Source organism: Glycomyces sp. L485 (genome assembly GCF_022548875.1).
In the GTDB taxonomy this organism is placed as follows: domain Bacteria; phylum Actinomycetota; class Actinomycetes; order Mycobacteriales; family Micromonosporaceae; genus Glycomyces.
This window is the reverse complement of record NZ_JAKZEW010000021.1, coordinates 13,319-35,291: the sequence shown is the minus strand read 5'-3', so window position 1 is coordinate 35,291 and position 21,973 is coordinate 13,319. Positions and strand designations below refer to the sequence as shown.

11 protein-coding genes are annotated in these 21,973 nt (G+C 64.9%); 6 read left to right on the top strand and 5 right to left on the bottom strand.

Annotated elements, in window-relative coordinates; genetic code table 11:
• A partial coding sequence (locus L0U85_RS12090; RefSeq protein WP_277605717.1) for a 3'-5' exonuclease occupies nt 1-453 on the top strand: 453 nt, incomplete at its 5' end.
• Between the two features lie 11 nt (nt 454-464).
• On the opposite strand, the gene L0U85_RS12085 is transcribed toward L0U85_RS12090, so the two are convergent.
• Genes L0U85_RS12085 through L0U85_RS21330 form a run of 3 tightly spaced genes read right to left on the bottom strand, consistent with a single transcriptional unit; the run spans nt 465 to nt 1,478 of the window.
• Nucleotides 465-677 carry a hypothetical protein gene (locus L0U85_RS12085; protein ID WP_241378014.1) on the bottom strand — a complete coding sequence of 71 codons (213 nt, stop codon included), beginning with the start codon at nt 675-677 and terminating at the stop codon, nt 465-467.
• The gene (locus L0U85_RS12080) at nt 670-981 is read right to left on the bottom strand and encodes a transposase (protein ID WP_241378013.1); all 312 of its coding nucleotides are present in this window, start codon (nt 979-981) and stop codon (nt 670-672) included. Before L0U85_RS12080 ends, L0U85_RS12085 begins: the two co-directional genes overlap by 8 nt.
• Nucleotides 957-1,478: a winged helix-turn-helix domain-containing protein gene (locus L0U85_RS21330; protein WP_241378012.1), complete on the bottom strand. Its 522-nt coding sequence runs from the start codon at nt 1,476-1,478 to the stop codon at nt 957-959. Before L0U85_RS21330 ends, L0U85_RS12080 begins: the two co-directional genes overlap by 25 nt.
• Before the next feature lie 230 nt (nt 1,479-1,708).
• Here L0U85_RS21330 and L0U85_RS12070 point away from each other — a divergent pair, with 230 nt between their 5' ends.
• From L0U85_RS12070 to L0U85_RS12050, 5 genes are all read left to right on the top strand, one after another.
• Nucleotides 1,709-3,928: a DEAD/DEAH box helicase gene (locus L0U85_RS12070; protein ID WP_241378011.1), complete on the top strand. Its 2,220-nt coding sequence runs from the start codon at nt 1,709-1,711 to the stop codon at nt 3,926-3,928.
• Nucleotides 3,929-4,581: 653 nt separating this feature from the next.
• Nucleotides 4,582-10,587, top strand: coding sequence for a LamG-like jellyroll fold domain-containing protein (locus L0U85_RS12065; protein ID WP_241378010.1), 6,006 nt, complete (start codon nt 4,582-4,584; stop codon nt 10,585-10,587).
• Nucleotides 10,588-10,624: 37 nt separating this feature from the next.
• Nucleotides 10,625-17,320 (top strand): RHS repeat-associated core domain-containing protein, encoded by a 6,696-nt coding sequence (locus L0U85_RS12060; RefSeq protein ID WP_241378009.1) that lies wholly within the window; start codon nt 10,625-10,627, stop codon nt 17,318-17,320.
• Nucleotides 17,321-17,394: 74 nt separating this feature from the next.
• Nucleotides 17,395-17,967, top strand: a complete 573-nt coding sequence (locus L0U85_RS12055; RefSeq protein WP_241378008.1) for a hypothetical protein — start codon at nt 17,395-17,397, stop codon at nt 17,965-17,967.
• A 506-nt stretch (nt 17,968-18,473) separates the two neighbouring features.
• On the top strand, nt 18,474-18,857 hold the full coding sequence (locus L0U85_RS12050; RefSeq protein ID WP_241378007.1) for a hypothetical protein: 384 nt from the start codon (nt 18,474-18,476) through the stop codon (nt 18,855-18,857).
• A gap of 151 nt (nt 18,858-19,008) precedes the next feature.
• Here the strand turns inward: L0U85_RS12050 and L0U85_RS12045 are convergent, their stop codons facing one another.
• Together L0U85_RS12045 and L0U85_RS12040 are read right to left on the bottom strand one after the other, a co-directional pair.
• Nucleotides 19,009-19,896 (bottom strand): transposase, encoded by an 888-nt coding sequence (locus L0U85_RS12045; protein ID WP_347177429.1) that lies wholly within the window; start codon nt 19,894-19,896, stop codon nt 19,009-19,011.
• Nucleotides 19,897-20,134: 238 nt separating this feature from the next.
• Nucleotides 20,135-21,394 (bottom strand): ATP-binding protein, encoded by a 1,260-nt coding sequence (locus L0U85_RS12040; RefSeq protein ID WP_241378005.1) that lies wholly within the window; start codon nt 21,392-21,394, stop codon nt 20,135-20,137.
• Between the last annotated feature and the right edge of the window lie 579 nt (nt 21,395-21,973).

The window sequence follows — 21,973 nt, the reverse complement described above, 5'->3', positions numbered from 1 at the left end:
GAGCCGCGCTTCGTGGCCCAGCCTGACGAGCAGTCGGAGGTGGAGGCGGTCGTCGATCAGGTCGTCGCCTGGGCGGAGGTAGGCAGCGAGCTGAACTCGATCGTCGTCTGCATGCCGAACGGCAAGGCGATCCGGCGGCATGTGGAGGCGATCGAGGCAGCCGGACTCCCCGCGCTCGCGGTGCGGGACGAGGTGCCGGAGGACGACGCCGTCCACGTCACCACCATCAACGGCCTCAAAGGCACCGAATACCACCGCGTGGTGATCGCCGGAGTCGGCGAGAAACGCTATCCGCGTCGCTTCGCCACCGATCTGGCCCAGACCGACCCGGTCGCGCACGCCCAGGCGATCGAACGCGAGCGGAACCTGCTGTTCGTCGCACTCACCCGGGCCTGTCGCGAGCTGACGGTCGTATGGTCAGGCGAACCCAGCCCGCTGCTCAACCAGGGCTGACCGGTTCGGCGTTATTCGTCTTCGGTGTCGTCGATGGCGTCGTCGACGTCCTCGGCGACCAGGACCTCGTCCCGGTAGCAGCGCTTCCCCGTGGCCTGCTCGATCAGTCCGAGCAGCATCTCCTTGCGGGCGCTCAGAAACCGCTCGAAGTCGTCGGCGCGCAGCAGCATCGGATCGACCAGGTGGCTTCTCAACGCAGTGTCGAGGACCTCCGCCTCACTCAACGTCGGCCTTGTGCGCGTTGAGGTTGTCCCAGACCAGGACGATCGGTGCGTCCAGGGCGCGGTGGGCGGCGTCGAGCATTTGGGCGAACTCGCGTTCGCGAAAGCCGGGCTTCTCGCCCTTGCGCCTGCGGTGGGGCATGGTCCGGTAGAAGAACCGGGAGGGCCCGCCGGGTCGGTAGGCGGTGAGTCCGGCGAGTGAGACCCGGCCCGAACCGCGTTTGCGGACCCGGATGACCGGGGTGCGTCCGCGACGGCCCCAGGTGCGGGACCGGGCTGGTATCAGCGTGTGCGAGGACTCGTCCATGAAGCAGATCCACGCGCCCAGCCTGCGCGCGATCCTTTTACCGTCGGCCAGGTCTTTTTGCGCCAGGCGGTGATCGCTTCCTCGTCGCGGTCCGAGGCTTTCGCGTCGGGGACCTGGACCGTCCAGTCCATGGCGTGGAGCACCAGCGCGACGCCCTTGAGGCTGTAGGAGACACCGAACTTCGATGCGATCAACTCGCGCACTCGCAGCAGCGTCCACCGCTGGTCATTTCCCAGCCCTGCGGCTTCGGGGCCGGCCTCCAGTGCCTGCTCCAGCGCCTGTCGCTGCGCATCGTCCAGCTGCGAGTCCGGGCCCGGTGGCCCCTTGGATGCCAACGCCTCCGGGCCACCGGCTTCCCATGCCCGATGCCATTGGTAGGCCGATTTGGTCGACACCTCCAGCGTCCGGGCTGCCTCGACCGCGCCGATGCCCCGCTCGAACAATCCTGCTGCCTCAAGGCGAACCGCCTCGCGCTTCGCCCGGCCTGCGGCGTTCACACCGCCACCGTCCCCGTATCGCACATCGTGTTCAACGACGACAAGGCAACAAGGAAACGCCCGAAGACCCTGTCACTTTAAAGTCAGTGGCGCCGCCTGAAGCCGAGTATCCACGCAGGCCGAACATCCTCCCAAGGCAGCGAAACCGAATCGCAGGGGTGCAGTGACACTCCGTCGAGTAGCCGCTGATAATGGACATACCCCAGCCCTTCGAACCAGCGCAGAGGACCATGAAGACCACGCCACCCCCGATCGACAGGCGCAAGATGGGCGAACACGCCAGAAAAGTCGTGGAGCAAGCACGCGTCATCTCGGCGAGTGGCCGATGGCTCCTAGCGGCGCCCGGACAACTCCAGCAGGCCGTCCGTAGCCAGATCGACGTCCTGAACCGGGAACAGACCGGGGCGAAACTTGCAAACGTCCCGACCGCCGACCTCCGCAAGATCGTGGGCAGGGACGTCAGGCTCGGCATATTGGAGCAGGCCGGCTACGACACCGTAGCCAAGATCCGCGGGGCCTCTCACCACCAGATGCTCGGCGTCCCCGGAGTCGGTGCCCGCACCATCGAAGAGGTCAAGGCCGCGGCAGACCTGCTCGCCCAGAAGATCGCGTCCGAGACTCGGTTCCGCTTCGATCCCGACAGAAAGGACTCCCGCCAGACCCGTCTACTCGCCACCCTCGCAGCCCAACGCAGTGCCGAAGCCGCCGCCGGGGCGCTGCGCGAGCCGGTACGGCGCTACGAGCATCAGATGTTCCCATTGCTGGCAGGAGCCGAGAACGCCGGCAGCCGCTGGACCATGTTCTGGTCGGGACGGCAGCGCAAGACCGAAGCCATGAGCGCGCTGGTGTCGCTTGAAGCCGTCGTCTACGGCTTCGAGACCCGCTCGCTCGTCCAAAGCATCGACGATGCCCTGGCGCGCTGCGATCCGGCCAGGCGCGACCCCGAGGAGCTGTGGCGTGAATTCAAGGCAGACGCGGCCGCCTATAACACCGCGGTCGCGAAGATCACCGGTTCCGATACCGCCGATGCCGAAGCGCTCGAAGACTTCATCAGTGCTGAGCTGCGCCAGAAGATCGAGGCGGTCCCTTTCGACGCCAGCCTCCTCAAGTCCACGCTGCGCATGTATCAGCTCTTCGGTGCCAAGTACGCCATCCATCAGGAGCGAGCCGTTCTCGGCGACGAAATGGGCTTGGGCAAGACCATCCAAGCGCTCGCGGTGTGCGCCCACCTGGCGGCCAAGGGCCAGCGACGCTTCCTGGTGGTGTGTCCGGCCAGCGTGCAGGCCAACTGGATCGCCGAGATCAAGCGCCACACCCACCTCAATTCCTTCAGTCTTCACGGGCCCGCCTCGGCGCGTGAGGCGCAGGCAAGGCAGTGGCTCAAGCGCGGGGGAGTGGCCGTCACGACATTCGACACGCTCATCCGACTCGAGGTGTTCAGGGCCCGTCCTGATGTGGAACCCGCACTCCTGGTCGTCGACGAGGCGCATTACGTCAAGAACCCTGTGGCGAAGCGGTCTGGGGCGGTATCCGAGATGAGCCGGCGCTCGCAGCGGACGCTGTTCCTCTCTGGTACGCCGATGGAGAACCGGGTGGAGGAATTCAAGAACCTGGTCTCCTACTTGCGGCCACGGCTTGCCGATCGGATCGACGCGGGAGAGACCATAGCCGGTGCCAAGGCGTTCCGCCGCCAGGTTGCGCCAGTGTACCTGCGGCGCAACCAAGAGGACGTCCTCACCGAGCTGCCGGATAAGATCGAAGTGGAGGACTGGGTCGGCCTGGACGAGACCTCCCAGGACCGATACCGCTCCGAGGTTCAGGCCCGCAATCTCATGGGGATGCGCCGCGCCGCCTCGGCAATGCCCGGCTCCGAGAAACTGGAGCGCCTGGCGGACCTGGTCGAGGAGGCCGGGGCCGAAGGGCGGAAGGTGATCGTCTTCTCGTACTTCTTGGACGTGCTGGAGGCTGCCGTGAAGCGCCTCGGCCCGGTTGCGGTGGGACCGATCACCGGCAAGGTCGCGGTCGGAGCACGGCAGGACCTCATCGACGAGTTCACCCGGGTCGACGGGCCGGCCGCGCTGCTGTCCCAGATCGATGCGGGCGGCGTCGGATTGAACATCCAGGCGGCCTCGGTGGTGGTCATCTGCGAGCCGCAGTGGAAGCCGAGCACCGAACAGCAGGCGATCGCCCGGGCGCACCGCATGGGGCAGGTCCGGAAGGTGCAGGTGCATCGACTGTTGGCGAAAGACTGCGTCGACGAGCGCATCCGCGAGATCCAGGAGGACAAGGTTCTCCTGTTCGAGCACTACGCTCGCCGCAGCGAAGCCAAAGACGTCGACAGCATGGCCATCGACACCGGGTACGCCAGGCCCGCTCCGCTCGACAACGATTCGATCCCTGTGGAGCAGCGCATCATCGTTGCCGAACGCATCCGGCTCGGACTCGACTGACGTGCGATGATGGTCGGTATCGTGGGTGCAAAGGACGCAAACAGACCCCTGGGCCACCTGCGAACTGAACGTCAGGCGTCAGACAGCGAATGACGCGGCCGAAGCGGCGGTCAGCGAACCGGTTTGCGCTGTGGCGTGGGATGTGGTTGCCGTCCAACGCATGGCTGCGCCACGGTTCTTGTAAACGATACTGAGGCCCGAAATTCAGCAAGACCGGAGGGCGCGTCGGTTGTCGCCCAACCTGACTGCGTCGACCGCGTTGATGACTTCAAAGGAGCCTGCGTCCGCTCGCTCGCCGTCAGCACTCGCACGGTTTGTGACCAGTGTCACATTAATTTGAGAAGGTTTGTGTCGAAGGGTCTCAGCTACTTCGCGGATTCCCACCCTGATCTGCGGTGTCATATCATTCTGTTCCGTCCCGATGGGACTCTTGTGGCCAATGCCCGATTTCTGTTCGGGGAAGTTTGTCTGAACTGTCTGATTCAATGGTTTTCAGGGGCTCCTGCATCTTGACACTCCAGAGTGGTTCCAATACCGTGACGCACGGTCAGGGTCCTTCATGGATTTGAGACCACCCCCGCTGTCTAACTGAATGCGATGCCCCGATGTCGAATTCCCCACTCCCCATCGATGTTCGCCGAACCCCTCGTCCGATGTTGGCCCGGTTGCGGCAGGGCGCCGCCTACGGCCTGATCCCGGTCGTGGCCGCCTCGCTGATGGTCGCCGATCCCATTGCAGCCCAAGAGCCACTATCTGGCGACAATGAATGTGCCGTCCTGTCCGACTCTGACGGGGCTGTCGATTCTGAAGCGACCGCTCTGGAGCTGGCCGGGGCCTGCGGACGTCCGATTGAAATCGACACGATGCGGGAGGCCTCGGCTCGCTTCATCGCCCAAGTAGATGGCAATGTCACCGCAGAGTTGTACGCGACTCCCCAGTGGACCATTGACGATTCCGGGTCCTGGGTCGATATCGACCCGACGCTTGCGGTCGACGAGAACGGCCTCATCACCGCTGCCGCGGTGCCGGGTGACGTGATGGTCTCGGGCGGCGGCCCGGCACAGCCGCTGGCCAGCATGACCACTGAGACGGGGGAGACGCTCGACCTTTGGTGGCCAACCGAACTGCCGGAGCCGACGCTCGAGGGCGCCGAAGCTCGGTACGTGAGCGTGTTCGACGGGGTCAACCTGATCGTCGAAGCCGGCCGCGCCGGTTTCTCGTACCGGCTCGAAGTCCTCACCGCCGAGGCCGCCGCCGACCCGGCGCTGGCCGAGATTGCGGTCGAACTGGGAGGGACGCTCGAGGTTTCCCAAGATCCCGAAACTGGTGCGGTGACGGCAGCGGATCCGGCGACGGGCGAAACCGTTCTGGCCGCCGGCCAGGCCCTGATGTGGGACTCCTCCAGACCCACCCCGCGGCCCGCGATCGCGGGCCCGACCCAGGCCTTCGCCGAGCAGCTCGAGGCGACCGCCTCCGGCTCTGATGAGACGCCTGGCGATCCGGGCAGGGTCGAGCGGATGCCGGTTGCGCTCGAGGGCGCCTCGCTCACCGTCGTGCCGGATGCCTCCATGCTCGCCGACCCGGCCACAGAGTTCCCGGTGGTGATCGACCCGTCGTTCGAGGCTCCGCAGTGGGCGTGGACTACCGTCGGCGACGGGCAGTACGCCGACTCGACTTGGTGGGACGATGCTGTCTGGCCCCGCTCGGGAGGCCTGCGCATGGGATTCAACGGCTGGGTTGCCCCCGGTGAAGAGGGCTACGGGACCTGGCGGTCCATGATCCGCTTCGACCTTCAAAAGCTCTCCCACTCGACGGTCACCTCCGCGACCATGTCGCTCGACATCCGCCACACCGGCGGCTGCCTGTCCTACCCGCTGGAACTGTGGCAGACCAACGTCATCTCGGCCGGAACGGTGCCAACCTCCTGGAACTCCACCGCGAGCAATTGGCTGCACGGAGCCCCGCTCGACACCCAGACCGTCGAGAGCGCCAACAGCGCCAGCGGCTGCCCCGAGGCCTTTCCGACCAGGCACGTGAGCTTCTCCTCGGCTGATCTCACCTACCACGTCGACCGGCACGCGAACGTTCCAAACAATTCGATCACCTTCGGGCTCAGGGCTGCGGTCGAGGACGACCGCGAGCACTGGTTCCGCGCCGACGCCGAGAGCGCGACCATGACAGTGACCTACGAACCAGAGATTTCGGTTCCGTCGGAGCTGGCCGTCGAAGGGACGAACTGCCTCGCTCCGGCTGAGGCCCGCCTCGCCGGAACGCAGCCGATGCTCTCGGCCGTCCCACACTCATCCGATGGCGAGGCCGTCGTGCGGTACTGGGTCCGCGACTCCTCGGGCACCCTGGTGGCCGAGCACGTCAGCGCACCCGCCCCCGCCGAGACACCATATGCGTGGGAGGTCGAGACGCCTCTGCCGGACGGGACGTACGAATTCCGGACCCGCGCGGGTACCGACGACGGCACCAACTCCATGTACACCTCCTGGTGCTCGTTCCAGGTCGACTCGACCCTGGATGCGATCGAGGAGGTCTCCGCGTACTCCCTGACCTGCCCTTATGACACGACCGGACTCGATCCCGCGGTCGACACCCTGGAATCGCCCACCGAGGGCGGTGCGCTCATGCTGGCCGAGGCGTGCTCCATCGGAGTCGAGGTCAGCGGACTCCAGGACTTCGACACCCGCGTGATCGCCGACCCCGAGGGCTTCCTGACCGCACAGGTCGAGACCGTCCCCGCATGGGCCCCCGACGCTTCCGGCGAGTGGGTCGAAGTAGACACCGGTTTCACCGTGGCGGCCGACGGGACCATCACCACCACCGCTGCGGTCTCCGAGATCACCGTCTCCGGTGGCGGGACCGACCCGTTCGTCACCGCGACCTCGCCTGAAGGCGGGGCAGTATCGCTGATCTGGCCCGATCCACTCCCCGCTCCGTTGGTCGCCGAGGACACCGTCACCTATTCGGAGGTGCTGCCGGACGTGGACCTGCAGGTGGTGTCCGGTATTGACGGCTTCTCCTATGCTCTGGTAGTCAAAACGCCTGAGGCGGCGGCCGACCCGGCGCTCGCAGCGATCGACATCGGCATCAGCTCCGACGGGTTGACCGTTACGCAGGACGAGGCCGGGGCGATCAGCGCAGTCGACGCCGCCGGCGAGGTCGTGTTCGCCGCCCCCGCGGCTTACATGTGGGACTCCTCACTCGATCCCGACGCCGAGGCCGAGCCCACGATGTCGACGTTCAGCTCTACAGAGGAAGAACCGGTCAGTGACCTGGGTGAGGACGACCCCATGCCGGGTCTCTACGCCGAGGTCGGCGTAGAACTCGAGGGCTCGACGCTGACCGTGACCCCCGATGCGGGCCTGCTGTCCGACCCCGAAGCCGAATTCCCCATCACCATCGACCCGCCGTTCTCCGGCAAGCGACTGGCCTGGGCGAACATCTTCAAGAGCCGACCGGGCAGCTCTTGGACCAATGACAAAGACTGGCCCCGCAAGGGCGGCATGCGAGTCGGCCGCAACACCTGGTCTGGCTGCTCGCCCGACGCGTGCGGTACATGGCGCTCGGCAGTCCGATTCGGCATCGGCGGCCTAAAGGGTAAGGACGTCCTAACCGCGCGGGTCTCCATGACTCAGACCCACTCGGGCGGCTGCGGCTCGACTGATCTGGCGCTGTACGAGGCCGATCGCAAGATGTCCAATGCCACCACCTGGAACTCGATCACGTCGGCGACCCTCGACCACTTGCAGACCAAGTCGGTGGCCTCCTCGAACAAGGGTGGGTGCGGGACGAGCTACCCCGACCGGGACGTCAACTTCACCGGCTCGGAGGTCAAGTCGAAACTGAATTCGAGGCTGAACTCGGGCCGGTCCTGGATGACGTTCATGGTCCGCTCCTCGGACGAATCCGACCCTTATGCCTGGCGACGCATCGACCACAAGTCGGTGGAGTTGATCGTCACCTACAACTCCCGGGCGCAGAACCCGATATCGCTGCGTACCAATGGGAAAGCCTGCGTCACCTCGGGCTACTCGAACTCGCCGTGGACTTCTGAGGTCCAGCCGACCCTCTCGGGCATCCCGCGCGACCCCGACGGCAAGGTGGGCGCCTACATACAGGTCCGGCAGAAGGGCTCGTCGAAGAACGTCCGCACCTGGTCGACCAGTCGCAATCAGAAGTCGGGCTCGCGCCAGTCCTGGACCGTGCCGTCGGGCAAGAAACTCCCCAGCGGCGAATATCGGTGGCGGATGCGATCGCTCGACGACTACAAGAGCGGGAGCGACAACTGGTTCGACGAATGGTGCTACTTCCGCATCGACTCGACTCCACCGACTCCGCCGAAGATCGAGTTGGTCAGCCCTGAGAACCCGCAGGCCGGAGACGAGGTGACTTTCAGGTTCACCTCCTCGGACGCCCACTCGGGAATGAGCGGCTTCTACTACGGCGTCAACGAAGAGGCCCAGCGTAATGAGGTCTCCTCGAGCGGCACGACCACCATCACCGTGACCGCGCCCAGTTCGGGTGGCTACACCTGGCTATACGTGTGGGCCCAGGACCAGGCCGGCAACACCTCCAAGCGGATGCAGGTCGACTTCTTCGCACCGCGCAAGGTGACGCCGATCGCAGCGGCGACCTGGCGTCTCGACGGCGACGGACTCGACGACGCCGCCGAACTCGGCGGCGTCGACACCGAAACCGGCACCGAAGGCGCCGGTGCCTCGCACGACCTGCATGTCGGTCGCACCTCCGGATACACCGGCTCCGGTTCGGCGACCCCGCCAGGTGAGGCGATGCTGTTCGACGGCACCGACTGCGTCGCGTCCGCAGGCGCCGCAATCCGAACAGACGTGCCGTACACAGTCTCCGCGTGGGTCCGGCTCGACACCACCGACCCCGACAGCATTCGCACCGTGCTCTCCCAGTCCGGCGAGAACAACACTGGATTCGCCCTGCGGTATCGCGGCGTCTCTTCGGAATGGGACTTGATGCTGACCGATCAGGACGCCCGTTCGCCGGGCAACTATGTTCGGGCGGCCTCGACCACCGTGCCGGCCGCCGGGGACTGGACGCACCTGGCCGCCACTGTCGACCCTGGATCAAAGGCGGCCCAACTCTGGGTCAACGGCACACCCGAGGCGACCAGCACGTTCACGCATGAAGCGTGGCACGCCGACGGGCCGGTCAACATCGGATGCTCTGGTCGGACGTCCCCATACGGTCAGTTCGGTCGCTTCCAAGGCGCTATCCAGCACGCGGGCATGTGGCAGGGGCTCCTGACTGATGCCGACGTGCAGGAGATCATGGCCGGAGACCTACCCGCTGGACTCTCTGGTGAGTGGCTGTTCCGCAAGGACTCGACCGACTCCTCGCTGCAGGGCAACGACATGACTCTGCCCGCCGCGGGAGGATCCTTCGTTGAGGACCAGTGGGGTCGCGGCGGGTCGGCGATCAAGCTCGACGGCACTTCGTGCGTCACCGCCGGGGATGTCACCCAGAACCGCTCTGACGGGTCGTTCTCGCTCAGCGCCTGGGCACGCGTCGACGAGGTGGATACCGGAACCGAACACACCGTCGCGGGTGAGACCTGGGAACTCGGCAGCAGGTTCAAACTCTTTCTCACCAGTAGCGGCGAATGGGCGTTCGCCGTCGTCGGTCAGAACGACACCGGCGACGCGTCATGGGACACCGCCCGAGACCCCGCATCGGCAACCGCACAACGGTGGACTCACCTCACCGGCGTCTACGATGTCGCCTCCAGCGAGGTCAGGCTCTACGTCGACGGACAGCTGGTGAGCACCAACTCGGCCGACGTCCCTCCTCTTCGGGGATTCGGCAAGGTCAATATCGGCTGCCGTGGCAGCGGTTCTGGAAACGAAGGCGGTGGCAAGTTCGCCGGAGCACTCTCCGACGTTCGACTCTGGCGTGGTGCCGTCACAACCGAACAGGCCGAAGCGGTATACGGCGGGAACAAGTCGGTGAAACGCCTCGGCCACTGGAGTCTGGACGACGCGAACTTTGCCGATGCCGAAGGCACCCACACCCTCATACCGAATGGGACCTGCAGCTGGGGCTTCGACCGAGTCCCGAACTTCGACAGCGCACTCCAATTCGACGGCGCGGGTTGGGCGGAGACCAGTGGACCGGTGGTGCGCACCGACGAGTCCTTCACCATCGCGACTTGGGTCCGGATCGAGAGCCCCGACGGCCCCTATCAGACGATCCTCTCGCAGGGCGGCCAGGACCGTGTCGGCTTCAACCTGAACTACAAGCCTGACGAGGACGGCGGCAGGTTTCAGTTCGCGATGCCTTCGGCCGACACCACCGGGGCGGTCACATGGCACAGCATGATCGCAGAGCATCCGATCACCACCGGAGGCTACCTCGGCGAGTCCTGGTACCACGTCGCGGTGGTCGTCGACATCCCCGGCGGCAAGATGCGCATGTACGTCGACGGTGAACAGGCCGCCGAGGCCGACGCCATCGACACGCCGTGGAACGCCGAAGACAAGTTCTACTTGGGCGTATACGGACGCGGGAATGGCAACCTCATGCAGCACATGAACGGACTGGTCGACAGGGTCCAGGTCTGGCAGTCCACTGTCGATCCAGAACGCATCACCGACATGATGCGCTCCGGCGAACGCATCTAGCGCCCACCCCCGACGCAACGGAATCGGAGACCCCGGAATGACCTCCAGCCTCGAACCGACCGTGCCCGATTGGACACCCTCGAACCCCTTGGCCTGGCTGCACAGGGCGGCGACGCGGGCCGCCGCCGCACTGCTTGGCGCGACTCTGCTCGTCGCCGTTCCGCTGCCGGCCTGGGCGCAGTCCACTGACGACATCGAGACCGATGACCCCGTCGAGGTCACCGAGATCCCGCTCGGCGAGGTCGACTGGGAGGACCCCTCGGCCAGCCAGGTGTGGCAGCCGCCCGCACCGGTAGAGTCCGTCGCCGACGCCGTCGAGGTCGCCTCGGACGACGACTCGGCCGAAGTCACGGTGCTGGACGACCGTACGGCCTCCGAACTGGGCGTCAACGGTATAGTGCTCCAGCTCGAGCCGAACGGCGCCGCACCGAAGGGCGGCGTCGAGATCGACTACTCGGCGATCGAGGCGGCCTACGGAGCCGAATGGTCGAACCGCCTCGAAGTCTTCGCACTGCCCCCATGCGCGGCCAAGACCCCGGACGGCGCCGAGTGCGGTGGCGCCGTGCCGGTCGAATCGGTCAACGACACCGGGTCCGACACCCTCACCGTCGATCTGGAGGGTGACTCGCTCAAAGACGCCCAGGCCATGGAGTCGACCGACTCCGAGCCCATGCTGCTGGCGGTTTCCGCCACCGCGGACGGCGGCACCGGTGAGGGCGGCGACTACTCGGCGACGAAGCTCAATCCGATCGGCACCTGGGAAGCGGGCTCCAACACCGGCGCCTTCACCTACGACATCCCGATCGTCGTCCCGCCCGCCCAAGGCCCTGTGCCCGAACTGTCGCTTTCCTACTCCTCAGCGGTGCACGACGGACGCACCTCCGGTCGCAACAACCAGGCATCCTGGGTCGGCGACGGATGGTCCTACGAGCCCGGCTTCATCGAGCGCACCTACACCTCCTGCTCCGACGACGTCGACTCCGACTCGAACAACGACAAGGAGACCTTCACGGCCGACCAGTGCTGGGACGGCCAGTCCAACCACATCACCGTCTCGCTCAACGGTGTCAACGCCACCCTCCTGAAGGACGACGACACCGGCAAGTGGTTCGCCGAGAACGGCGCGGCCTGGAAGATTGAGAAGCTCGGCTCCGCAGCGACCTCTTCCTCCGCCACGAGCGAACGCTGGAGGATCACCACCGAGGACAGCGCCCAATACCACTTCGGCGTCGAGTCCTCTTCCAGGCTCACCGTCCCTGTCTTCGGCAACCACTCCGGAGAATCATGTCACGCCACCGGGTTCAAGGACTCCTCCTGCAAGCAGGCCTACCGGTGGATGCTCGACAAGGCCGTCGACCCACTGGGCAACATGGTCAGCTACGACTACACCACCAAGAGCGGCTACTACGGCGCAGCCGGCGACGAGAGCAACCGGACCTCCTACACCCGCGAGGCCTACCTGGCCAGCATCGAATACGGCCTCCGGGAAGGGGACTCCACGGTCCAGGCCACCGGCAGGATCGTGTTCACCACCGCCGACAGGTGCGACACCGACTGCTATGACGCCGAAGGCGATCCCAAACCGGACTCTTGGCCTGAGGTGCCCTGGGACCTCCACTGCGCAGAATCGCCTTGCACCACCCAGTACTCCCCGGTGTTCTTCGAGACCAAGAAGCTCACCGAGATCCTCACGCAGGTCCGCGACGGTTCTTCCTGGCGCACCGTCGACGAGTGGAAGCTGACCCACGAGTTCAAGAGCTACGGCTCGGAGAACCAGGTCGTCCTATGGCTCAAGTCCATCCAGCAGAGCGGCCGAGCAGACGGCGAGACCATAACTCTGCCCAAACTCGAATTCGGGGGCTACGCCCTCGCCAACCGAGTCGACGCCGCCGACCGTATCCCGCTGTGGCGCTGGCGGATGTCCTCGATCAAGACCGAGACCGGAGCGGTCATCAACATCGGCTACTCCGAACCCGAATGCGACACACTGCCGTCCAAATCGGAGAACACCAAGCGGTGCTACCCGTCCCTGTCCAAGCCTCCCGGACAGGACGAGACCGTCGAGGACTGGTTCCACAAGTACGTGGTCACCGAGGTCACCGAGACCGACCCGGTCACCGAGTCGCCCGCGGTGATGACCTTCTACGACTACGCCACCTCGGGAGGGGGCACCAGTGTTCTTTGGGGCTGGGACGACTCGGCCCACACCCGTAAGTCCGAGCGGACCTACAGCCAATGGCGCGGCTACGCGCAGGTCACCACTCGTTTCGGCGACCCCTTCGACGGGCCGCAGGAGGTCAGCCGTACCCGCTACTACCGCGGCATGAACGGTCAGCCCCTCCCCGACGGCACCAAGCGCTCGGTGTCGGTGACCGACGCCGAGGGCAACACGGCCACCGACCACAAGGCCTTGTCCGGCAGCGTCTTCGAAGAGCTCGTCTACAACGGATCTCAAGTCATCGAGGGCTCGACCACCCGGTACTGGACTTCCAAGCGGGCCGCCCAATCCCACGATGGCGGCGCCTACGAAGCATGGCTGACCGCGCCGTCCCGCGAGGACTCCAGGCGTGAGCTCACCGACACCACCTGGCAGCGCTCGCGGACCTCCACCGAATACGACAGCCTGGGTCGGCCAACCGCCGTCACCGACCACGGCGACCTAGCCGCGAGCGGCGACGAGACCTGCACCCGCACCTGGTACGCAGACTCGACCACCGCGAATCTCTACAGCCTTCCCCGCCGCGACGAGACAGTCAAGCTCCCCTGCTCGACTTCGCCGAGCCGCCCAGGGGACGTGCTCTCCGGTACCCGCTATTACTACGACGGCCATACGTCCGTCAACGACGAGCCGACCGAGGGCCTGCTCACCCGCACCACCGTGCTCGACACCTGGCCCGAGGGCGGCACCGCCTCCTACGTGACCAAGGAGAAGACCACCTACGACGCGCTCGGCCGCCCCACCGCCGTCGAGGATGCGCTCGGCCGGATCACCGCCACCGCGTTCACACCGTCGGGAGCAGGCCCGGTGACCAAGACCGTCACCACCAACCCCGCCGGCCACACCGAGACCACGCACCTGGACCCCGCCTGGGGACAGGCCACCGAGATCGTCGACGCCAACGGCCGCACCACCGAGATCGACTACGACTCCTTCGGTCGCACTACCGCGGTGTGGCTGCCCGGGCGCAGCCGTTCCGGTGGCGAGTCGGCGTCGATGACGTTCACCTATAACCTGCGCGACAACGGGCCTTCGGCGATCACGACGAAGGAATTGAACACTGCCGGTTCATACATCAGCTCGATCGAGCTGTACGACTCCCTGCTGCGGCTGCGCCAGACTCAGACCGACACCGCCGGTGGCGGCCGGGTCATCACCGAGCAGCGGTATGACACGCACGGGCGCGTCGAGGAGAACCGCGGACCGAACTTCAACACCGACCCGCCCTCGACCACCCTCGCCACCGTCGCGCGCGGCGACTCCGCCAACCGCGTCGAATTTGACTTCGACGCAGCCGGACGCGTGACCGACGAGATTCAGTTCAACCGACACGACGAGCTGTGGCGCACCACCACCGACTACGGAGGATCCGCCGACGGATACCAGGTGACCGTCACCCCGCCCGACGGCGCACCGGCCGAGGCGACCATCGAGAATGCGCTCGGCCAGAACGTCGAAGTCCGCACCTACCGCTCCAACCAGCCGACCGGCGCGTTCGACACGCTCGCTTACACCTACACCCCGTCAGGCGAGCTGGCCACCATGACCGATCCGGCCGGCAACCTCTGGGAGTGGGACTACGACCTGCGCGGCCGCCAGGTGTCCGCGACTGACCCGGACGCCGGGACCACCACCACCGTCTACGACGCTGCCGGGCAGACCAAGTCCACCACCGACGCGCGAGGCGAGACCCTCCAGTACACATATGACTCGCTCGGGCGGATGACCGAACGCCGCGACGGCACCGGTACTCTCCTGGCGTCGTGGACGTTCGACACCGTCAGCGGCGGCAAGGGACTCCCGGCCAGCACGACGCGCTGGGTCGACGGCAACGCCTACACCGAGTCGATCATGTACTACGACGCCGCGGGCCGCGCCCAGATCACCGCCTGGAAGATCCCCGCCTCGGAAGGGTCACTCGCGGGGACCTACTACACCAACCAATCGTTCTTCGACAACGGCCAGATGAGGACGCGAGGGTACTCGAAGGCCGGATCGATCGGCGTCACCCAGAGCCTCGACTTCGGCTACGACTCCGTCGGCAACCCCACCTGGATCCTGACCTCGTTGGGAAGCAACGACTACGTGTTGGTCGACGACGCCACCTACTCGCCGTTCGGCGAGATTCAGACGCGCCGCCTGGGTTCCTCGGCCGAGAAGTACGCCTACCAGGGATTCGAGTACGAAGAGACCACTAGGCGGCTGGAGCGGTTCGTCTTCGGCCACGAGACGACCAACCCGCACGTGGCCGACGTGAACTACACGTACGATGACGCCGGGAACATCAAGTCGGTGGTCGACAAACCGCTGGGCAATGAGTCGCGCTGGGAGACCCAGTGCTTCGACTACGACGCTCAGCAGCGCCTTACGGAGGCTTGGTCGCAGGCTGGCGAGACAACCTGCGCCGCAACTGGAGAGACCGCGGCCGTCGGCGGTCCGGCACCGTACTGGAACTCGTATGCATACGACGCCGCGGGCAACCGTGTCTCCGACAAGCTCCAGCTGACCGGTCACAGCAATGAACAGCGCACGTTCTCCTATCCCGCCGCCGGGAGCGCGCGCCCGCACGCGCCCATCGAGGTTACTTCCCAGGATGGGACCCGAGCGGTGTTCGGCTACGACGAGGCCGGCAACACCACCAGCCGGGAGGTCGGCGGGGATGTCCAGACCTTCGAGTGGGACGCGGAGGGCAACAACTCCGTCGTCAACAGCGGCGACGACCAGACCCGGATGGTCTACGACCCTGACGGGGAGCGACTGATCCGCGACGACGGCGACAGTGTGACGCTGTTCTTGCCCGACACGGAGGTCGTGTGGGACAAGGTCGCCGACACGATGGACACCAGCCGGTACTTCCAGCACGCCGGCCACACGGTGGCCGTGGCGACTGGTGTGGCTCGTGACTTGTGGCGCTACACCGGGGTCAACCCGCAGGGCACGGCCACACATTCTATCAACGCGGTCAGCCACTCCAATGTGAACGTGCGGTACTTCGACCCGTTCGGCATGGTGCGCGGCGAGCGCTCAGGTGAGTGGTTCGGCCAGCAGGGCTGGGTCGGCGGCGTCGAGGACTCGACCGGGTTGCTCGAACTCGGGGCCCGATCCTACGACGCGTTGTTCGGCCGCTTCATGTCGATCGACCCGGTCATCGACGTGGCCGACGATCAGCAGATCAACGGCTATGCATATGCCAACCACAATCCGACGACCTTCGCGGACCCAACTGGTTTGTTCCTTGGCGGCTTGGTGGACAAGGCCAAGTCAGCGGTCGATTCGGTGGCGAACACGGTCTCCGACGTGGCGGGCAAGGCCACCGACTGGGTCAAGGACAACGCGGGCACGATTGCCACGGTAGCCGGAACGGTGGCCACTGTAGCGGCCTTTGTGCCGGGCGGCCAGGTGATCGCCCTGGCGGCGGGTGCCGTGGCCATCGGTGCCGGAGCGATCGACACGGCCCAGACCTGCGCTTCGGGCGCGGCTATGGACTGCGCGATGGGTGTGGCCTCGATGATCCCAGGCCCGGTCGGCCGAGTCGCGGATGTGGCCGGAACGGCCTACACCTGCGCCACCGGTACAGCGACAGACTGTGCGATGGAAGTCATCCCAGGCGGCCGAAGAGGTCCGGATGCCACCGATGGCGGCGGGACCTCCAACTCCCCGAGCGGTTCCTCGTGCAATCGCAAGTCGTTCGTTCCTGGCACCGAGGTCGTGCTAGCTGACGCTTCGACGATCGCGATCGAGGACTTGAAGGTCGGCGACCAAGTTCTGGCCTTCGACGCCGTGACCGGAGAGACCGTCACGGCGACGGTATTGGTGCACCACTACACCCCGTCGCAGGAACGCGACCTGGTCGACATCACCGTCGACACCGACGGCGACGGTGAAGGGGACGCCGAGGTCACCGCAACCGGGGGCCACCCGTTCTGGACCACGGATTCCGAAGACCGACCTGAAGGATGGAACACCGCAGACTGGCAGCCGGCCCGCAATCTGGAAGCCGGCTCCTGGCTCCACACCAGCGCAGGAACCTGGGTCCAGGTCACTGCGGTCGAGCAGCGTCAAGAGCACACGGACACCCACAACCTCACAGTCGAAGGCGTCCATACATACCGAGTGGTAGCAGGCGACACGGATCTGCTTGCACACAACAAGCGAGCTACACATCGGCCGAATCCGAACGCTGTAGGCCCTCACTGTACGTTCAAGGTCAATCAAAATGGTGAGATCGTCAACTATGCTGAATGGCAGCGACAGTCCAATCCTTACGATCCAAAGCCGTGGGAGTGTGCACTGCGGGTGTGCGGACCGGGATCTCGTCCGCACTACGACACGCAGTCAGGTGCGGAGGTGCCGAGCCCTCATACGCATGACAACACCAATCCGAGCAGTCCCGGAACAGTATACCCCACGCCGCCTGGACAACAGCCGGCGAGTTGGAGTACCCCTGGAATCCAGCGAGTAGTGGAAGGTGGAAAATTCAAGTTCAAGACCGCTTCCGGTTTGATCTTCCTCTGAGTGAAAACGCTCGACTACAGTCATGACTCGTCACGGACTGAGTTGTTATTTCGGTTAGAATGTTTGGAGTGCCCATGTCGCTACTGCTGGACCGATGGATCCTGCTTGGGTATCGCATCACCTCTCTGTGCGAGGAGTGGGCGACCCGGGCGTCGAAGACTGGTCGGTTCTTCTCCGTCTCGGAGTCGGTGGCTGACATGTATCCTGACCATGAAATGTGGTATGCGCAGTACTTCGATGCTGTAACTGACTGGTGTCACGCGCCTCCTGAATGCCGCATACTGGGGGCGGCCTATCATGAAGCATGTAGCGGACTCGTGGCTGACCGATGGATACCGCCCTCCGGCGTCTATTGGTCGCCACGTGCTTCGGCTACAATTCCGATCTCGCCCAAGCCCAGAGTCATCGGCTACGAGGCGGTGGCTTTGGGCTACGGGACCGTGTTCAGCTGGCGCTATTTCGGTGGAGAAGACGTCAGGGAATTCGCCAGACAATCTTCTGCCTCGTTCAATGAACACGGGCTGATTCGATCTCATGGCGAGGCAATGACCTTCAGTGCTCAGATGGAAGAATTCACGAAGTACGAGGGTGAGGAATGGTTGCCGCTAATGATTTTCGAGACTGAATTCACCCCGATCGCCTGGTAGCACGGCCTTGGTCGGATTGGTGTATTGTCTGGTCGGCCGTGACTTGTGGGAAGGGTACCGTATGCGATGCGAATCAAACGACACAGCGAAGCGGAGCAACCCGGTTACATCACTCTAGGAGTCATCTACCACGTATTCACGGTCGGCCTTGAAACAGAATCTCTTGGAGTGTCGATTGTGGATTAGAGTGACTTCGACACTCCTGAGATGTGGGGGAGGATGAGGAACCGCTGCCGGTCTTCACCTTGCAGAACCCCTTGGAATTTTTCGACGTACATCTTCGGTCCGAAGTACGCCGAACTGATTGATGACATCCTTGATATCGACCTTGCTCTCGACCGGGTCGACAAATGGCGTGATCTACTGAAGCGGATCAGTTGATGCCGTTCGAGTGGAATTGTCGAAGTCTCACAATATTCGCTAAGGCGCGTACACGGATCGACTTGTAAGAGAGGCGCGGCATAGCGGATAGCCCAGATTGAAGGATCTCGATGATACGGAGTGAAGTGGCAGATCTGATTAGGCTCGGCCCGTTCCCATCGGAGGACGATGACCAGGAGGACCTAGAAAGAATAGGAGAATTGCTGCTCCGTATCTCAACCCCGGTAACCGATGAAGAAGCCTACGCGCTGCTTTCGGCGTTCGGAAGCGATGATTGCTACGGCATGACAGGAACGTTGCTCCACGTCATCGAAACGGCTCCGAACATTACGAGCATGACGTTTCCCCGCAACACCGGTAAGCTGGGTATCGACCGTTTGATCGCCCGTCAAGAAAACTGGCTCGACTCGATTCGCGAACGCGATGAAGGTGACTTATCTTGCGATGCGGACACCAATAGATTGCGGCCCGCTAATAGCCTCGATTCTTCTGTGTCTCTTATGGGTTGAGTGTCGGCCTGGCTTGTACCGGTTTGTCCTTGCCGTGGTGAGGGCCTGTCGGTTCGCGGTGTCGTCGCGGTAGTCGCCAGTTGTGTTCCTGTGCTGGTCAGGGCCGCTGCTGCTCCTTTCTGCGGCGGGTCGGCGGGGCGGGGTGGCTGGTTCAGGTCGCGGGGTCGGGAAGGGCCGCGAGGCGCTGCCAGCAGGCGGCGAACGCTTGGCTCCAGGGCCAGGTGGCCGCTAGGCGGAGGGTGCGGGTCCGGGCGTGGCGGGTGAGCCTGGCTCCGATCGAGTAGAGCTTGGCGCGGATCGAGGCCGGTTCGGCTCCTTCGAGTTCGGCTTCGCCTGCGCAGCCGAGGAGGCGGGTCCAGGCGTCGAGGTCGGCCGCGAGGTTCGCGGCGAGGATCCATGCGGCGTTGACCTGCCACGACTGCGAGGGGAGGTTGCGCAATCCCATGGCCTTGTTGCATCGAACCCGGTCTTCGACCACGGCGTGGTGGCGGTGGAGGACGTCGAGGAACTGGGCGGTGTGACTGCCCCGGACGCCCTTGAGCCCTTTGAAGCCGATGTTGGTCGCGATGATCGAGTAGACCCAGCCGGTTGAGCGTTCGAAGTCGGTCAGCTTCTTCGCCTGGCGGCGTGAGGGATGGCAGCGGCGGACGATCAATCGCAGGCCTTTCGGCCAGCCCGACCGCGTGTTCACGTCGGTGAGCTCGGCTACCTCATAGCCGGGAGTGGACTGGCCGTCCTGTCCGAGGGCGACCGTCCAGGCGGCTTCGGGAAGCTTGGCGATCGCGCCCTCGTCGGCGGAGGTGATCGTCCACCCGACGGTGTAGACCACCCGCCGGATCGCGGTGTTCAACGCTTCGAGGTGGCCCACGAGGGCGTGGGTGGCTCCGGCCCCGTCGATGCGGACCATGAGTTTCCGGTAGCCGACCCGCGGCAACTGCGCGAGCGCGGCCGCCAAGACCACAACATGGTCGGCGGCGTCATTCGACCCAGCGTTGCCGGGTCTGAGCATGCGGGCCTGCTGGCGGCCTTCGGCGGCGATGGCTCGCCGGAACCACCGGGGGCGTCTCCCCGACTTTGCAGACTGGCCGAGAGGCCCGACTACATCTCACCTGCCGGTGGCGTCCCTGGCGGCCGAACCGTGGCCTGGTTGCAAGCGGTGCCGATCTCCGATACGGAGTTGGAGTTCAGCTGGCGCATCACAGTTGACGCCCTGACAGACCTGCTGGTTGAGCGTGGTGTCGAGCCAACCGGATCTGGGTCGGTCGTCAGTCGGGAAGTCAGAGGGTTCGATGGCTCCACAGGGTCGACAGGGGTAGGGCATAGATGCCGTCGCCTCGTGAGAGCGCCTCGGTCCCGAGGTGCAGGAGGTATCCGGCGTGGAGGCGATCGCCGAGCTTGGCCTTGAGCCAGCGCAGGCCTTTCAGCGCGTTGGCCCCCGGCGAGGTCGATGCCTTGATCTCGATGGCCACGAGTTTTCCTCCCGGGCCTTCCATGATCACGTCGACTTCTTGCTTGTCGCCGGTGCGGGCGTGGAACAACTGGGTGCGGATGCGGCTGTTCGCCACCGCTTTGACCAGTTCGGTGATCGCGAAGGTTTCGACCAGCGCTCCGGTGAGCGGATGTCCTGGTTCGGCGAGGTCGTCGGCATGCACGCCCATCAGGTGCGCGGCGAGTCCTGAATCGGTCAGGTAGAGCTTCGAGGTCTTGACCAGGCGGGTGACTCGGTTGGTCGACCAGGCGGGAAGCTGCACTGTCAGGTACACCATGTCGAGGTAGGTGAGGTAGTTCTTCGTGGTCTGTCTGGCCAGTTCTACGCTGTCGGCCAGGTCCGAGACGACAGCGAGGCTGCCCGCGCGGTACGCGATATGGGCGAGCAACTGTGCTACGGCGCGGCTGTGGGCGATCTCGGCGAAGCTCTGAATGTCGCGGTTGATCACCGTCGAGAGGTATCCGTCGAACCAGGCTGCCCGTGCCAGGTCGGATCCGATGCCGACAACTTCGGGGTACCCGCCGAGGGCCATGAGTTCGAGGTAGTCCGTTCGGTTCCACGTGGACTTCTGACTGATGAGGGCCGTCGGGTCGCCGAAGAGGTCCGTGATCGGGTCGGCGGTCGAGCCGGTGCGTTCGGACATGCTGAGCGGCCACAGTTCGATGAACGCGATCCGGCCTGCGAGCGACTCGGACAGGGTCGGGATGTCGAGGAATCGGCTCGAACCGGAGAGGATGAAGCCGCCGGGTCGGGGGTCATTGTCGACGGCGGTCTTGATTTCCCGGATGAGCGCATCCCCGCCGAGCTGGACTTCGTCGATGATTCGGGGGCGTGTCCTCGCGTTGACGAATGCGGCGGGGTCATCTTCGGCGGCTTGGCGCAAGGCGTGTTGATCGAGGGAGCGGTAACTGCCGGTGTGGTCGGCCAGGTACTGCTTGAGCAGGGTTGTCTTGCCCGCCTGGCGCGGGCCTCCCACCATGACGATCCGCAGGTGTTGGGCAAGCTCCTCGAGCTGCTGTGATGCGATGCGTGCGACTTGGCCGTTCATGCAACTATTCTAGGCCGACTGGCCAGAAATTCGTACAGTGACCTTACAAATATACGGTAGATCACTTAACAAATTAGCGGTCTGGTGATTGGAGTGACTAGGTCGGTCCAGGTCGCCGTCGATCGGCGTGTCCGAGAGAAGGCCGGTGACTGCCGATTCGAGTGTGTTCCCGACCAAGTCCGAGCTCAAGGACAGGTCCGGTGTGCTGCCGCCTTGCATCACATCCGCTGGCAGTTCACGCTGCCGCTGCTCACGTTCTCCATGCGCGTCAGCCCGTTCCTGCACCGTCTCCGGCGGAAATGGCCGTGATGATCCCCGTCGCCGCCCGATCGGTAAACACCACACCAGGCTAGGCCACACCAAACACACACAGGACGCGGTGTTGAGCCCGAACCTGTTCCCGCGCTGGAAGGTTGTCACTAGCAACCTTCGCACCGAAGGAGCCCCGCAACGGGAGACTGTTATGCGGGGATCCGTGGGAGCCCCGGGGCCGGCCGGTGGTGTATCCATTATGAGCTGAAATCGCCCTGGCTGAGTATGGCTATCACCGCTATTGCGAGGACGCCTGATGGACAGCCA